Origin of the sequence: Caballeronia sp. ATUFL_M2_KS44, from assembly GCF_023630965.1 — a bacterium.
Lineage (GTDB): Bacteria > Pseudomonadota > Gammaproteobacteria > Burkholderiales > Burkholderiaceae > Caballeronia > Caballeronia concitans.
The window spans coordinates 374,586-389,640 of the sequence record NZ_JALQEA010000028.1 but is presented as its reverse complement, the minus strand read 5'-3'; the positions used below and the strand labels follow the sequence as shown (position 1 = coordinate 389,640).

Genomic DNA, 15,055 nt, shown 5'->3' with positions numbered 1-15,055 from the left:
CCCCCCCCCCCCCCCCCCAAAACAACATAACAACGAGAAGCGAGAAGACGAGGTCGTGGGGGGGGGGGGGGGGGGGCGCCGCCCCCCCCCCCCCCCCCCCCCCCCCCCCCCCCAGCGCGGCAGCAACGAAGCGTGGATGTTGATCGCGCCGTGACGCGGAATGTCGAGCACTTCCTGCGGAAGAATGAGGCCATAGGCGGCCACCACCATGACGTCGTGCGGCGTGGCGCGCAGCAACTCGATGGCATCCGCCGCTTCCTGCGGATATTTCCCCGCGCGACGCAGCGACGTGGGCTGCGCAACCGCGAGGTCATGTTCCAGCGCAAAGCGTTTGACCGGGCTCGCGGTCAGTTTCATGCCGCGTCCGGCGGGCCGGTCGGGCTGCGTCAGAACGAGCGGAACGTGGAAACCCGCCGCGTGAATCGCCGCGAGCGCGGCGGCGGCAAATTCAGGCGTACCGGCAAAAACGACGCGCAGCGATTGAGTCATCGATGAAACCTACCTGCAAAAACGGATTCCGGTGCGCCTTTACAGCGCTTTTTCGAGCTTTTTCATCTTGCCGCGAATGCGGGTCTGCTTGAGCGGCGACAGATATTCGACGAACACGTGTCCCGCCAGATGATCCATCTCGTGCTGGATGCAGACCGCGAGCAGGCCGTCGCAATCGAGTTCGAAGGTTTCGCCCTTCTCGTTCAGCGCCTTGACGCGCACCTTGTCGGGCCGCTCGACGAAGTCATAAATGCCCGGCACCGAAAGGCAGCCCTCTTCCCACTCTTTCTTGACTTCGCTCGCCCAGACGATTTCCGGATTGATGAAGACCATCAGCTGGTCGTGCGTGTCCGACACGTCGATGACGATCACGCGCTCGTGCACGTCCACCTGCGTCGCCGCGAGGCCGACGCCGGGCGCGGCGTACATGGTCTCGGCCATGTCCGCGACGAGCTTGCGGATGCGGTCGTCCACCACGGCGACGGGCTTCGCCACCTTGTTCAGCCGCTTGTCCGGGTAGTTGAGTATGTTGAGCAGAGCCATGATTCGGATTATCTACGCGCGCCGCGACGCGTGTGAAGTCGGCCATTCGGCCAGGTTGCGGGTGAGTGGCGGCATGCCGAAGATATGCGGGTGAACCCACTGGATTCAACGCCGCCGGCAAGCGGCCAGACAGCGTCGCTACGAGCCGTTGAGCGCGGCCGGGCGACATTTCTAATATGTACGGGATCAAAAATCTTAACATGACGACCGCCACCCTGCCGACCGATACCGCCGCTTCCGAAGCCCTCGCGCCGCCGTTCGACGCCCATGCCGACGAACTGCGCGCCTGGTTGCGCCTCGCGCACGCGAAGGGCCTGCGCCCGCTCGCGCTGCGCACGCTGCTCGGCGCGTTCGGCGGGCCGCTGGAAGTGCTGTCGGAAAGCTTCGCCGCGCTCGCCCGAGCCGCCGACGACAATGCTGCGAAAGCCGTCGTCGCGCTGCCTAGCGATATCGAAGGCGTTCCGCTCGATGACTATATTGAGCACGCTCGCGGATGGGCGTCCGAACCGGACAACCACATCCTGACGCTCGCCGACGCGCAGTATCCGCAAGCCCTGCTGACGATGCCCGATCCGCCGCCGCTGCTCTACGCGAAAGGCCGGCTCGACGTGCTGCAAGCGCGCGCGGTGGCGATTGTCGGCAGCCGGCACGCGTCGCCGCAAGGCGCGGAGGATGCGCGCCGTTTCGCCCGCACGCTGTCCGATGCCGGGCTCGCCGTGGTGTCGGGGCTCGCGGTCGGCATCGACGCCGCCGCGCATCGCGGAGCGCTCGACGGGCGCGCCGGAACGATCGCAGTCATCGGCACGGGGGCGGATCTCGTCTACCCGGCGCAAAACCATACGCTCGCGCACGAGATCGTTCGCGGCGGCGTCATCCTCTCCGAATGGCCGCTCGGCACGCCCGCGCGATCGGCGAACTTCCCGCAGCGCAACCGGCTGATCGCGGGCCTCTCGGGCGGGGTGCTGATCGTGGAAGCAGCGATGCGGTCCGGATCGCTCATCACCGCGCGGCTCGCCAACGAAATGGGGCGCGATGTCTTCGCGATTCCCGGATCGATCCACGCACCGCTGTCGCAGGGTTGTCATCGGATCATCAAGCAGGGCGCGAAGCTCGTCGAAACGCCGGAAGACGTGCTCGAAGAGTTCGGCTTTCCCGTTGCACAGAGGCGTGGCCGCACGGCACGCGAGAAACCGCGCCCGACGAGCGCGTCGTGGGCGTCGGCGCGCTTGCCGGACACGGCGCCATCGGCGGACGCCGAACGCGTGCTCGCCGCGCTCGGTCACGCGCCCGCGACGCTTGAAATTCTCGCCACCCGCACCGATCTCGACGGAGCCGCGCTTCAAGGCGCGCTGCTTCAGCTCGAACTCGCGGGCGTCGTGACCGCGCTGCCGGGCGGCCGCTACGCCCCGCTCGAACGCTCGTGAACTCGGCTCGTGCTACATTCGCGGAAAATCACGCTGTCACGCACCGCCCCAGTAAGGATTCCGCCAACGCCATGTCCGCGTTCAATCTCGACACCGACGCCGATCAAATCGCCGAGCGCATCGCCGAACCCGGCACGCTGTTCGTCGCGTGCCTGTGCGCGGAGTGGTGCGGGACCTGCCGCGAATATCGCGAAGGCTTCGACAAGCTCGCCGACGCGCACCCGGACGTCTGCTTCGCGTGGATCGACATCGAGAATCACGCAGACCGTTTCGACGACCTCGATGTCGAGAATTTCCCGACCATTCTGATCGAAGATTCGGTCACCACGCGGTTCTTCGGCACGGTGCTGCCGCAGGTGTCGATCGTCGAGCGGATGCTCACCGACCTGACCGCGCTGCCGAACATGGCGGGCGCCCCGAAGCTGCGCCCGGCGCTTGCTACAGCGTAGACAAAAGCGCTGCATTGCGGCGGCCGAAACGAACGCGGCGCACCGCTTCAGCGGACGTCGTTATCGAAGCCGCGACGCGCATCGCACAAAGCCTGTGCTATAAAGCGGTCGTTAAAGCGGTCCAAACGGGGCCGCTGCCAGACCCCAACCATATTGAGTCATGTCCAAAGCCCTGATCATCGCCGAGAAGCCTTCCGTCGCGAACGACATCGCGCGCGCGCTGGGCGGCTTCACGAAGCATGACGAGTACTACGAGAGCGACGACTACGTGCTCTCGTCCGCGGTCGGCCACCTGCTCGAAATCGCCGCGCCGGAAGAATACGACGTCAAGCGCGGTAAATGGAGCTTCGCGAACCTGCCCGTCATCCCGCCGCATTTCGATCTGAACCCGATCGCGAAGAGCGAGTCGCGCCTGAAAGTTCTGACGAAACTGTTGAAACGCAAGGACATCGACCGGCTCATCAACGCATGCGACGCGGGGCGCGAGGGCGAACTGATTTTCCGCCTGATCGCGCAGCACGCGAAGGCCAAGCAGCCCGTCCAGCGCCTCTGGCTCCAGTCGATGACGCCCGCCGCCATCCGCGAAGGCTTCGCGAATCTGCGCAGCGACGCGGACATGCAGCCGCTCGCCGACGCCGCCCGCTGCCGTTCCGAAGCGGACTGGCTCGTCGGCATCAACGGCACGCGCGCGATGACCGCGTTCAACAGCAAGGGCGGCGGGTTCTTCCTGACGACCGTCGGCCGGGTTCAGACGCCAACGTTGTCTATCGTCGTCGAACGCGAAGAGAAAATTCGCCGCTTCGTGCCGCGCGACTATTGGGAAGTGCGCGCCGAATTCGTCGCGGCGAAGGGCATCTACGAAGGCCGCTGGTTCGATCCGAAGTTCAAGCGCGTCGAAAACGATCCCGAACAGCGCGACTCGCGCCTGTGGAGTCTCGCGGCGGCGGAATCGGTGGTGGCGGCGTGTCGCGGCAAGACCGGCACCGTCACCGAGGAATCGAAGCCGTCGACGCAAATGTCGCCGCTGCTCTTCGATCTGACGAGTCTGCAGCGCGAAGCGAACAGCCGTTTCGGTTTCTCCGCGAAGAACACGCTCGGCCTCGCGCAGGCGCTGTACGAAAAGCACAAGGTGCTGACGTACCCGCGTACCGATTCGCGCGCGCTGCCGGAAGACTATCTCGGCACGGTCAAGGAAACGCTGACCATGCTGAAGGAGAGCAACAACTATCTGCCGTTCGCCAAGCAGGTGCTCGACAAGGGCTGGGTGAAGCCGAACAAGCGCATTTTCGACAACTCGAAGATCAGCGATCACTTCGCCATCATCCCGACGCTGCAGGCGCCGAAATCGCTGTCGGAGCCGGAGCAGAAGCTGTACGACCTCGTCGTCAAGCGCTTCCTGTCCGTGTTCTTCCCGGCGGCCGAATATCTGGTGACGACGCGCATCACGGAAGTCGTGGGGCATCACTTCAAGACGGAAGGCAAGGTGCTCGTCGAGCCGGGCTGGCTGCAGGTCTACGGCCGCGAGGCTGCAGGCGAGGAAGGCAATCTCGTGCCGGTGCAAAAGGACGAGAAGGTCGATGTCGACAAGATCGCCGCTCAAGGTCTCGTGACGAAGCCGCCGGCGCGCTACAACGAAGCGTCGCTGCTTTCGGCGATGGAAGGCGCGGGCAAGCTCGTCGAAGACGAAGAGCTGCGCGACGCGATGGCCGCGAAAGGTCTCGGCACGCCGGCCACGCGTGCGGCGATCATCGAAGGGTTGCTTGGCGAGAAGTACATGGTGCGCGAAGGCCGCGAGCTGATTCCGACGGCCAAGGCGTTCCAGTTGATGACGCTGCTGCGCGGCCTGGGCGTCGAGGAACTCACCGCGCCCGAACTGACCGGCCAGTGGGAACACAAGCTCTCGCAGATGGAGCGCGGCAACCTGCATCGCGATGCGTTCATGCAGGAAATCGCCCGCATGACGCAGACCATCGTGAAGCGCGCGAAGGAGTACGACTCCGACACCATTCCCGGCGACTACGCGACGCTCGAAACGCCGTGCCCGCATTGCGGCGCGCAGGTGAAGGAGAACTATCGCCGCTTTGCGTGTACGAAGTGCGAGTTCTCGATTTCGAAGATCCCGGGCGGACGCCAGTTCGAGATTCCGGAAGTGGAGGAATTACTGCGCGAGAAAACCATCGGGCCGCTGTCGGGTTTCCGCAGCAAGATGGGCCGTCCGTTCTCGGCCATTCTGAAGCTCGCGTTCGACGACGAGATCAAGAACTTCAAGCTGGAGTTCGACTTCGGCCAGGACACCGGCGGCGAAGACGGCGAACCCCCGGATTTCTCCGAGCAGACGCCGGTCGGCGCGTGCCCGAAGTGTCAGTCGCGCGTGTTCGAGCACGGCATGAGCTACGTCTGCGAAAACTCGGTCGCGAATCCGAAAACCTGCGATTTCCGCTCCGGCAAGGTGATCCTGCAACAGGAAATCGCGCGTGAGCAGATGGAAAAGCTGCTGAACGAAGGCCGCACGGACTTGCTGACGAACTTCAAATCGTCGCGGACCGGGCGCAACTTCAAGGCGTTCCTCGTCAAGCAGCCGGACGGCAAGATCGGCTTCGAATTCGAGAAGAAGGAAGCGAAGCCGGGCGCGAAGACGGCTGCGAAGCGCGGCGCGGCGGCCGAGCCGCAGAACGATGCCGCCGACGAAGGCGATAGCGATGTCGCCGTAGCCGCAAAAACGACGCGCGCGAAGGCCGCGACCAAGACCGTCGCGGCGAAGAAAGCGCCGGCAAAGAAGGCCGCGGCGAAGAAGACTGCGGCGCGGAAGGCGGGGTGATCCGGGCGCGATTGCGCGGAACGCCATCGCCATGAAGCACGAAGCCCGCGAAGCGATTCGCGGGCTTTTTTACGCCCGCTGAAAAGGCAAAAAAGCCCGCGAGAGACGACACTCGCGGGCCTTCAGAACAGAACTTCGAGAATTAAAACGGCGACGCCGCCGGCACACGCCCTCGCGTCCTCGAAGGCTTGGACAACTTCGGCCCCAGTTCGCCGTCCATCGAACGCGGGCGCGGCGCGGGCGGCGGCGCTTGCGGTTCGTCGGCCTGTTCGTAATGCGGCTGCACGCTGGTGGGCGCCGGCTTGCCCTTGCCGTCGCGAATCCATTGTTCGCCGAGCTGATGATTCGGCGTCTGGCTGAAATGCTCGACGAGGTGATCGATGAACGTCCGAACCTTCGCCGGCAAGTGCCGCCGGCTCGGATACGCCACGTTGATCTCGACCTGCGGCAACTGATAATCGCTCAGGAGGCGCACGAGCTGGCCGCGCGTCGTATCGTTGCCGATCAAGTAGCTCGGCAGAATCGCGATGCCCATGCCGAGCAGCGCGAACTGGCGCAGCATTTCCGTGTTATTCGCGATGATCACGTTCGACGGCCGCACGCGCACTTCGCCTTCCGGGCCGGTGAACACGCGTTCGTCGCCCCAATACTCGGACGGCAAACTGAGACACGGATGCTCCAGCAAATGCTCGGGGCGCGTCGGGGTGCCATGCTTTTCGAGATACGCGGGCGTCGCGCACACGGTCATGCAGCCCGTGGTCAGCCGCCGCGTGACGACGCTCGCGCTCTTCACCTGCCGCGCAATGACGATGCCGACATCGAATCCTTCCTCCACCAGATCCACCTGGCGGTCCACCAGCGTCACATCGGGGATGACTTTCGGATAGCGCTGCGCGTACGTCTGGAGCACCGGCGCGAGATTGTGCAGGCCGAACACGACAGGCGCGACGATGCGCAGCGAGCCGAGCGGCTCGTGATTGCGCGCGACGACCATCTGTTCGACGTCTTCGAGTTCATCGAGAATTTGGCGCGCACGCTCCAGATAAACCTGACCGGATTCCGTGAGCGAAAGACTGCGCGTGGTGCGGTTGAGCAGGCGGGTGCCGAGACGGCTCTCGAGGTCCGCGACGTGCCGCGTCGCGACCGCGTTCGAGATGTCCATCGCGTTCGCGGCTCTGGCAAAACTGCCGAGATCGGCCACGCGGACGAACACTCTCATCGACTGCAAATGATCCATGGGACAACTCCTGCCGCCAGGCGGCTATAAATTCTGCTGCAAGGCAATTCAGAATTATCCTAGGACTAGCGAAATCGTGCAGAAGTTGCGGACGGGCGTCGCCTTATCGAAAAAAACCGTTGAAGAATCGCGTTCGGCAGCGAAAGATGACCCGCCGCCAACGCGAAACTGACGCGCGCCCGGCGACCGCGATCGCCGGGCGGCAAAACGCTACGGACAATCAGGCCGCGAGCCGCTTTTCCATGCCGGCCTTGGCTTCCGGCAGCGCCTGCGGAAGTCCGCTTTGCAGCTTGCTGAACAGCTCGTCGTGGAGCGCGAGTTCATCGCGCCAGGCAGCGTCGTTGACCGAGATGACTTGCTCGAACTGGTCGCGCGTGAAATCCAGTCCGCCCCAGTCGATGTCCTCGTAACGCGGCGAAATGCCGAACGCATGTTCCTCGCCGCTCGCCGTGCCTTCGATGCGGCCGACCATCCAGTTCAGCACGCGCATGTTTTCGCCGAAGCCCGGCCACACGAACTTGCCGTCGTCGCCCTTGCGGAACCAGTTGACGCAGAAGAACTTCGGCGCTTTCGCGTCGAGCGCTTCCAGGCGTTCGCCGATCTTCAGCCAGTGGCCGAAGTAATCGCTCATGTTGTAGCCGCAGAACGGCAGCATCGCGAACGGATCGCGGCGCACGACGCCCTGCTGGCCCGCGGCAGCGGCCGTGGTTTCGGAGCCCATCGTCGCGGCCATGTAGACGCCTTCCTTCCAGTCGCGCGCCTCGGTCACGAGCGGCACCGTGGTCGAGCGGCGTCCGCCGAAGATGAACGCGTCGATGGGCACGCCCGCCGGATTCTCCCAATCCGGATCGATCGACGGACACTGCGACGCCGGCGCCGTGAAGCGCGCGTTCGGATGCGCGGCCTTCGCGCCCGTTTCCTTCGCGATTTCCGGCGTCCAGTCGCGGCCTTGCCAGTCGATGAGGTGTGCGGGCGGCGTGTCGGTCATGCCTTCCCACCAGACGTCGCCGTCGTCGGTCAGCGCGACGTTCGTGAAGATCACGTTTTCCTTCAGCGTCGCCATGGCGTTGAAGTTGGTCTTTTCGCTCGTGCCGGGCGCCACGCCGAAGTAGCCCGCTTCCGGGTTGATCGCGTAGAGGCGGCCGTCCTTGCCCGGCTTGATCCACGCGATGTCGTCGCCGATGGTCGTCACCTTCCAGCCGTTCAGGTCTTGCGGCGGAATCAGCATCGCGAAGTTGGTCTTGCCGCACGCGGACGGGAACGCCGCCGCGACGTGATGCTTGCGGCCCTCGGGCGACGTGACGCCGAGAATCAGCATGTGTTCGGCGAGCCAGCCTTCGTCGCGGCCCATCGTCGATGCAATGCGCAGCGCGAAGCACTTCTTGCCGAGCAGCGCGTTGCCGCCGTAGCCCGAGCCGAAGCTCCAGATTTCGCGCGATTCGGGGAAATGCACGATGTACTTCGTGTCGTTGCACGGCCACGGCACGTCCTTGCGGCCATCCGCGAGCGGCGCCCCGACCGAATGCACGCACGGCACGAACTCGCCGTCTTCGCCGAGCACGTCGAACACTTCGCGGCCCATGCGCGTCATGATGCGCATATTCGTGGCGACGTACGGGCTATCCGACAACTCCACGCCGATATGCGCGATGGGCGAGCCGAGCGGGCCCATCGAGAACGGCACGACGTACATCGTGCGGCCGCGCATGGAGCCGTTGAAGAGACCGTCGAGCGTCGAGCGCATTTCCTTCGGGTCGATCCAGTTGTTCGTCGGGCCCGCGTCTTCGCGACGTTCCGAGCAGATGAACGTTCTGTCTTCGACGCGCGCGACATCCGAGGGATCGGAACAGGCCAGGAAGGAATTGGGGCGTTTGGCGGGGTTGAGCTTCTTCATCGTGCCGGCGGCGACCATCTGTTCGCAGAGCCGGTCGTACTCGGCTTGCGTGCCGTCGCACCATACGATGCGATCCGGCTTGGTCAGCGATGCAACGCGTTGAACCCATTCGATCAATCGTCGGTGCCGGACATAAGCCGGCGCCTGAACGTCGACGACGTTGTTTTTGTTTTCTTCGACTACTGCGGGCTGGTTCATCGAGCTGTCTCCGTGTCTGCAATGAAAACCTTGCGCCCGGACGCTGCATGCGAGAGGCGTTTGCAACTGGAACCGCCATGCTTTTCGGGAGATATTTGTCGCACGAAAGGCGGTTTCCATGGCCGTTGCTGCGTCATCGGGCCTGATCCCTGCGACTCCGCCGTGAGGCGGCTTGCATCGCGAAGGAACAAACTGTTAAAAAGAGATACTAAGCGGCCTGTCCCTTTGAGGATTACCGTGTTTTCCGCAATGGCGCCGCGTTTTGCTTTCGCGGTCCTGCTTTTGAGGCATTTTCACAGTGGCCATTGCACTCCAAAAAGGGGAATCAAGCATAGCACCGCAGAGCAGCGCTGCCTTCGATACTCCGCAGTGAAGACTCGTTCACGCGACCAAAGAGCGAATATGTCGGTAATTACCCGAAGTTAATCGCTCCATTTCTGCGAGCCAATAGGACCGCGCAGCAGGTTTAATGCCTACTCAAAGCCAATCAACAATGCCCATGAAAATCGCCATTCTCGACGACTACCAGGACGCCGTTCGGAAGCTCGACTGCTTCCATTTACTCGATGACCATGAGGTAAAGGTCTTTAATAACACGGTGCGTGGACTCGGACAGTTGGCTAGCAGACTGTCGGAAGTGGATGCGCTGGTGCTGATCCGCGAACGCACGCGAATCAGCTCGCAGCTTCTCGATAAATGCCCGAAATTGCGCATGATCAGCCAGACCGGGCGCGCGGGCGGCGGCCATATCGATATCGACGCGTGTACGGAACGCGGCATCGCCGTGCTCGAGGGCACGGGTTCGCCGGTCGCGCCGGCCGAGCTGACGTGGGCGCTCATCATGGCGGCGCAGCGGCGCATTCCGCAGTACGTCGCTAACCTGAAGCAGGGCGCGTGGCAGCAGTCGGGGCTAAAGACGTCCGCGCTGCCGCCGAACTTCGGTCTCGGACAAGTGCTGCGCGGCCAGACGCTCGGCATCTGGGGCTACGGCAAGATCGGCCAGATGGTGGCGGGCTATGGCAAGGCGTTCGGCATGAACGTGCTCGTGCATGGCCGCGAACATTCGCTGGAAGCGGCGCGCGAAGATGGCTTTGCCGTCGCGGAAAGCCGCGAGGCGTTCTTCGAGCAAAGCGACGTCCTCACGCTGCATCTTCGGCTGAACGACGAAACGCGCGGCATCGTGCGGACCGATGACTTGATGCGCATGAAGCCGACCGCGCTCTTCGTCAACACGAGCCGCGCGGAACTGCTCGAAGAGAACGCGCTGCTGAACTCGCTACATCACAATCGGCCGGGCATGGTCGCCGTCGATGTCTTCGAAAGCGAGCCGATCCTGCAAGGCTACAGCCTGTTGCGCATGGAGAACGTGATCTGCACGCCGCATATCGGCTATGTGGAGCGCGAGAGCTACGAGCTGTACTTCAGCGCGGCGTTCAAGAACATCCTCGCGTTCGATGCCGGCGATACGTCGAGCGTCGCGAATCCCGAAGCGCTTCAGCACGCCCGCCGCCGGTGACGTTCAGAGCGTCTCGATCTGGATGGAAGGCTCGCATCGCACCGGAAAATTCACCGAGTTCGCGATGAAACAAAAGCGGTGCGCCTCTTCGTGCAGGCGCGCCGCGAGCCCGGCATCCGCGCCCGCGCCGATGCTCACGGCCGGGCGCAGCAGCACATCGGTGAAGCGGCCGCTTCCGTTCGCGTCTTCCTGCATCTGGCCGATGGCTTGATCCACATAGCCGGTCACCACGATTCCATTGACCGCGCACAGGTGCAGATACCACAGCATGTGACACGACGACAGCGAGGCCACGAACAACTCCTCCGGATTGTGGCGCGCGGCGTCGCCGCGAAACGCGGGATCGCTGGATGCGTCGATGGCGGGCTTGCTCCCGACGCGCACGACGTGATCGCGCGAGTAGGCATCGTAGGCGGACGTGCCCGAGCCGCGATTGCCCGTCCACGCGACGGTGAGTTCGTAGATGTGCTGTTTCGCCATGACTGGCTCCTCAAGCGACGTGCGATGCGGTTTCCAGAAGACGCGGAAGGCGTTCGAGAAAGTCCTCGCCGTCCACGCGGCCCAGGTCGTAGGCGTGCTGCATTTGCGAAGGACTCGTGTAGTCCCAGCTCGATATCGGCACCTTGCGCGACGGCTGCACGTAGAGACGCCGCTGGTCGCCGTGCGGCACGACGAACATGCGCTCACGCGGATACAGCCGCGTGACCATCACGAGCACCGTTCCCGGCGATGCATCGAGCGCGGAGACGGGCACGTTGTCGACCATGCCGCCGTCGAGCACGGGGCGGCCGTTGCGGCGGAGGATCGGCGTGAAAGGCGGCGTGCTCGACGATTGCAAGATCAGATCCGCGAGATCCTCGATGCTCGCGCATTCCTGCGCCGTCACGAACTCGGGATGAAAGCCGAGTGCCTGGCCGAGCGTCGGATGCAGCGTCTTGCGCACGTACTTTTCGATGTTATACGCGATCAGCCCGGCCGCGACGGCGCTGCGTGCGCCGAGCCAGCGCGGCAGATGCGACACGCCGATGCGAATCTCCGGCGCCGAAGCGAGTTCGGTGAAGCGGTCGGCGAAGATGTCGAGCAGCGCCTGCCGATAGATCCGGTAATGCGGAAACACCGATTGTCCGCGCAGCAGGTTGCCCCAGTACGCGTTCTTCGTGTTGCCGCGCAGGGCTTGCGCGTAGTAGTCCATGACCCAGCGCGCGTCGTTGGTGTAGAGCATGCACGCGGTGGCCGCGCCCGCCGAGATGCCCGCGACGATGCGCGGCCTGAGTCCGAGTTCCGGCCGGATGACGTCCCAGAAACCGGCTTGCCACCAGCAGCGGTTGCCGCCGCCGGCGAATACGACCTGATCGAACATTTATTTGCTGATGAGCGCGTAGGTTGTCGTGGCGTGGGCGGCGAGTTCGCCGTTGGCGTCGTGCATGTCGATTTCGCCGAACACGAGATTGCGTCCGCGACGCATGACGCGCGCGGTGACGAGCACGTCGCCGGTTTTCACCGGGCGAATGAACGTGGTGTTGAGCGAGACGGTGGTCATCGGCGAGAAGCCGCCCATGGCGTGGGAGATGGCGACGACCATCGCGGTATCGGCGGCGGCCATGAAGACCTGACCGCAGATGACGCCGCCCGCGTGCCGCAGATGATCCGAATACGGCAGACGCAAGGTGACGCAGTCATCGCCGATGGATTCGGGTTCCAGCGACAACTCGCGCACCCACGGCGCGAGGATGTTGTCCAGCAACGCGCGGATGGCGGCTTCGTCCATTTTTCTTCGCGGTTCGGTGCGGTTGGGAGAGGCGTCATGATACCGGGTGATTTCTCGATGCGGCTGCGTCGGCTGTACGGCCTCTTCACGCGATGCAAAAATTCTTGCGCGAAGGGCTTGCGCTATTCGAAATTCTCCCGCTATAATTTCGCTTCTGTTGGGGCGTTAGCTCAGTTGGTAGAGCAGCGGACTCTTAATCCGTAGGTCGAGTGTTCGAGTCACTCACGCCCCACCACCAGATTTGAAAGGCCGGTCTAGCGAAAGCTGACCGGCCTTTTGCTTTTCCGCGTCGATCACTCCCCCTCTCTGCGCGTCCTCGCGCCTTTCACCCCGCCGTCCCAAATTTCAGACCGATCTGAGCGTCCCACGCCTGGAATCGCTCGACAATTCGCTTCTCCGATTCGCCGTCGGCCATTTCCGTCGCAACCCGACGCGCAACCAGGAACGACGGCCTTCTTCCAGAGGCAAATCAATGAAATCAACGAAAGCGCGCACAGCGCTCATCGCCATTTCTGTCGTCGCGGGCCTGTCCGGATGCGCAACCGAAGCATCACGTTCCTTGCCCGTGCCCGAAGTCAGCAGCGCACACACGCCCTACGCGGGCAAGCTGGTGACCGTTTCCGTCGGCAAGTTCGACAACCGCTCCAGCTACATGCGCGGCGTGTTCTCGGATGGCGTGGATCGCGTCGGCAGTCAGGCGAAGACCATTCTCCTCACGACGCTCCAGCAAAGCCGCCGCTTCACCGTTCTCGAGCGCGACAACCTCAACGAACTCAAGCAGGAAGCCACTTTCGCGAACAAGAGCCAGGCGCTCAAAGGCGCGAACTACGTCGTCACCGGCGACGTGACGGAATTCGGCCGCAAGGACGTCGGCGACCACCAGCTCTTCGGCATCCTCGGAAGCGGCAAGACTCAAGTCGCGTACGCGAAGGTCAGCCTCAATATCGTCGATACGACGACGTCCGAAGTGGTCGCATCGAGCCAGGGCGCGGGCGAATACAGCCTGTCGAATCGCGAAGTCATCGGCTTCGGCGGCACCGCGAGCTACGACTCCACGCTTAACGGCAAAGTGCTCGATCTGGCGATTCAGGAAGCCGTCAATCATCTCGTCGAAAAAGTCGACGCAGGCGCGCTGCAAGCCGCGAAGTAACAGCATCAACACTCATACTCAGGTCTCACCATGCATCACAAGAAGCAATTCCTGACCGGCCTCGCGCTGCCGGTCGCAGCAGCGTGCGCGCTGCTGGCCGGTTGCGCGACGCAAGGCACGCCGCCGCTCTATCAATGGGACGGCTATCAGCCGCAAGTGTACGAATACTTCAAAGGCCAAAAGAGCCCGTCCGAACAGATCGACGCCATGGAAAAAGCGCGTCAGCAGATTCTCGCGAAGGGCAACGCGCTGCCGCCGGGTTTCCACGCGCATCTCGGTACGCTGTACGCCAGCATCGGAAATGCCGATTCAGCCAGGCAGGAACTCAACGCCGAAAAGCAATCGTTCCCCGAGTCGTCCGTCTACATGGACTTTCTGTTGAGCCACCTCAAGTAAGCGCCGGCCATGACCATGAACTTCTCCCGCAAGCTCTTCGCGATGTTCTCCGCTCTGCTGATGCTGAGCGCATGCGCCTCGCGCGCCCCGCAGCAGGCCGATTACACGGCTTTGCGCAACAGCAAGCCGCATTCGATTCTCGTGCTGCCGCCCGTCAACGAGACTTCCGACGTCAACGCGACGCACGGCATGCTCGCGCAAATGACGATGCCGCTCGCCGAAGGCGGCTACTACGTCGTGCCTGTCGCCGAAATGGAGGAAACGTTCAAGCACAACGGCTTGACCACGCCCACCGATATTCAGAACGTCGCGCCCGCGAAGCTGCGCGAAATCTTCGGCGCGGATGCCGCCTTGTACACGACGGTGACGAACTACGGCACGAAGTTCGTGCTCATCGACAGCAAGACCGTGGTGTCGGCGAATGCCAAACTGGTCGATCTGCGGTCGGGCGACGAACTCTGGAAAGGCACGGCCACCGCGAACGGTAACGAAGTCGGCTACAACGTCGGCGTAGGCACGGGCGGTCTCGTCGGCGTTCTCGTGCAGGGAATCGCGAAGCAGGTCACGCATTCGCTGACGGACAAATCCTTCGACGTCGCCGGCCTGACGAGCCAGCGCTTGCTCGCGACGGGCGGCAAGACGGGTCTGCTGTACGGCCCGCGCTCGCCGAAATTCGGCACCGACTAAGACGTCGGCGATAGACGCTGCTTCAGGCGTCTATCGCCCTTTTTCGACTAGACCACCTCCGCGCCGCGCTTCACCAGCAACTCCCGCAGCACCGACCGATGGCATCGCGCCTCGTCCTCGCAATAACATCCGACCGATAAATTCGTCGTATGCGACAGCGCCGCCAGCAGATCCAGCGACTTGCTCGCATCGCTCTCCGCCATCTTCGCCTTGAACTTCTTCACGAAGTCGCGCCAGTCCTTGTCCGTTTCCGCGTGCAGCGCTTCGGCCACCAGTTCCGCCGGCGGCGACAGATTCGGATACCACACGTCGTAGAAATCGCGGCTCGCGAACTCGGACTTCGGCACGCCGCGCGGCGGACGACGAACCGTGCCGACGCGCAAGCCTTCGTTTTCCGCGCGCGGTGAGCCGAGCCGCACGATTCGAATGGCCATTTTCTTGTCTCCTTGCATGACGATCGGCACAGCATAGCCGCCGCCGATATGT

At 63.5% G+C, this 15,055-nt stretch carries 14 protein-coding genes, 1 tRNA gene and 1 pseudogene; 8 read left to right on the top strand and 8 right to left on the bottom strand.

Translation table 11 applies throughout. The features are described 5' to 3' along the window. Positions 1-105: 105 nt before the first annotated feature. Positions 106-489 (bottom strand): annotated as a pseudogene (locus NCR39_RS14455) (methionyl-tRNA formyltransferase); the annotation flags it as partial. Between the two features lie 39 nt (positions 490-528). Beyond that, positions 529-1,032, bottom strand: a complete 504-nt coding sequence (def, locus tag NCR39_RS14450) for a peptide deformylase (RefSeq protein WP_040053212.1) — start codon at positions 1,030-1,032, stop codon at positions 529-531. 200 nt (positions 1,033-1,232) lie between these two features. On the opposite strand from def, the gene dprA reads away from it, so the two are divergent. The 3 genes from dprA to NCR39_RS14435 all read left to right on the top strand — a co-directional run bounded on the left by dprA (position 1,233) and on the right by NCR39_RS14435 (position 5,723). Next, positions 1,233-2,456: a DNA-processing protein DprA gene (dprA, locus tag NCR39_RS14445; protein ID WP_250452775.1), complete on the top strand. Its 1,224-nt coding sequence runs from the start codon at positions 1,233-1,235 to the stop codon at positions 2,454-2,456. Positions 2,457-2,527: 71 nt separating this feature from the next. Continuing rightward, complete coding sequence (locus tag NCR39_RS14440; protein ID WP_040053213.1) at positions 2,528-2,905, top strand: thioredoxin family protein; 378 nt, start codon at positions 2,528-2,530, stop codon at positions 2,903-2,905. Between the two features lie 160 nt (positions 2,906-3,065). After that, positions 3,066-5,723: a DNA topoisomerase III gene (locus NCR39_RS14435; protein WP_250452774.1), complete on the top strand. Its 2,658-nt coding sequence runs from the start codon at positions 3,066-3,068 to the stop codon at positions 5,721-5,723. 142 nt (positions 5,724-5,865) lie between these two features. Here the strand turns inward: NCR39_RS14435 and NCR39_RS14430 are convergent, their stop codons facing one another. Beyond that, positions 5,866-6,960: a transcriptional regulator GvmR gene (locus NCR39_RS14430; protein ID WP_040053215.1), complete on the bottom strand. Its 1,095-nt coding sequence runs from the start codon at positions 6,958-6,960 to the stop codon at positions 5,866-5,868. 220 nt (positions 6,961-7,180) lie between these two features. Beyond that, a complete protein-coding gene (locus NCR39_RS14425; protein ID WP_250452773.1) occupies positions 7,181-9,052 on the bottom strand; it encodes a phosphoenolpyruvate carboxykinase (GTP) in 1,872 nt (623 codons plus the stop codon). Between the two features lie 499 nt (positions 9,053-9,551). On the opposite strand from NCR39_RS14425, the gene NCR39_RS14420 reads away from it, so the two are divergent. Further along, on the top strand, positions 9,552-10,568 hold the full coding sequence (locus NCR39_RS14420; protein ID WP_250452772.1) for a D-2-hydroxyacid dehydrogenase family protein: 1,017 nt from the start codon (positions 9,552-9,554) through the stop codon (positions 10,566-10,568). Between the two features lie 3 nt (positions 10,569-10,571). Here NCR39_RS14420 and NCR39_RS14415 read toward each other — a convergent pair whose 3' ends face one another. The 3 genes from NCR39_RS14415 to NCR39_RS14405 are packed head-to-tail and all read right to left on the bottom strand — an operon-like array spanning position 10,572 to position 12,336. After that, complete coding sequence (locus NCR39_RS14415) at positions 10,572-11,048, bottom strand: OsmC family protein (protein ID WP_040053218.1); 477 nt, start codon at positions 11,046-11,048, stop codon at positions 10,572-10,574. Between the two features lie 10 nt (positions 11,049-11,058). After that, positions 11,059-11,928: a patatin-like phospholipase family protein gene (locus NCR39_RS14410; RefSeq protein ID WP_250452771.1), complete on the bottom strand. Its 870-nt coding sequence runs from the start codon at positions 11,926-11,928 to the stop codon at positions 11,059-11,061. Then, entirely contained in the window at positions 11,929-12,336 is a 408-nt protein-coding gene (locus NCR39_RS14405; RefSeq protein ID WP_250452770.1) for a PaaI family thioesterase, read from the bottom strand. It abuts the gene before it with no gap. Between the two features lie 159 nt (positions 12,337-12,495). Between NCR39_RS14405 and NCR39_RS14400 the strand changes: the two genes are divergently transcribed. The 4 genes from NCR39_RS14400 to NCR39_RS14385 all read left to right on the top strand — a co-directional run bounded on the left by NCR39_RS14400 (position 12,496) and on the right by NCR39_RS14385 (position 14,569). After that, positions 12,496-12,571 (top strand) — tRNA-Lys (locus NCR39_RS14400). Between the two features lie 237 nt (positions 12,572-12,808). Beyond that, on the top strand, positions 12,809-13,486 hold the full coding sequence (locus NCR39_RS14395; RefSeq protein WP_250452769.1) for a CsgG/HfaB family protein: 678 nt from the start codon (positions 12,809-12,811) through the stop codon (positions 13,484-13,486). A 30-nt stretch (positions 13,487-13,516) separates the two neighbouring features. Further along, positions 13,517-13,882, top strand: a complete 366-nt coding sequence (locus NCR39_RS14390; RefSeq protein ID WP_250452768.1) for a DUF4810 domain-containing protein — start codon at positions 13,517-13,519, stop codon at positions 13,880-13,882. A gap of 9 nt (positions 13,883-13,891) precedes the next feature. Then, positions 13,892-14,569 (top strand): DUF799 domain-containing protein, encoded by a 678-nt coding sequence (locus NCR39_RS14385; protein ID WP_250452767.1) that lies wholly within the window; start codon positions 13,892-13,894, stop codon positions 14,567-14,569. 47 nt (positions 14,570-14,616) lie between these two features. On the opposite strand, the gene NCR39_RS14380 is transcribed toward NCR39_RS14385, so the two are convergent. Beyond that, complete coding sequence (locus NCR39_RS14380) at positions 14,617-15,003, bottom strand: DUF488 domain-containing protein (protein WP_250452766.1); 387 nt, start codon at positions 15,001-15,003, stop codon at positions 14,617-14,619. Positions 15,004-15,055: the final 52 nt, after the last annotated feature.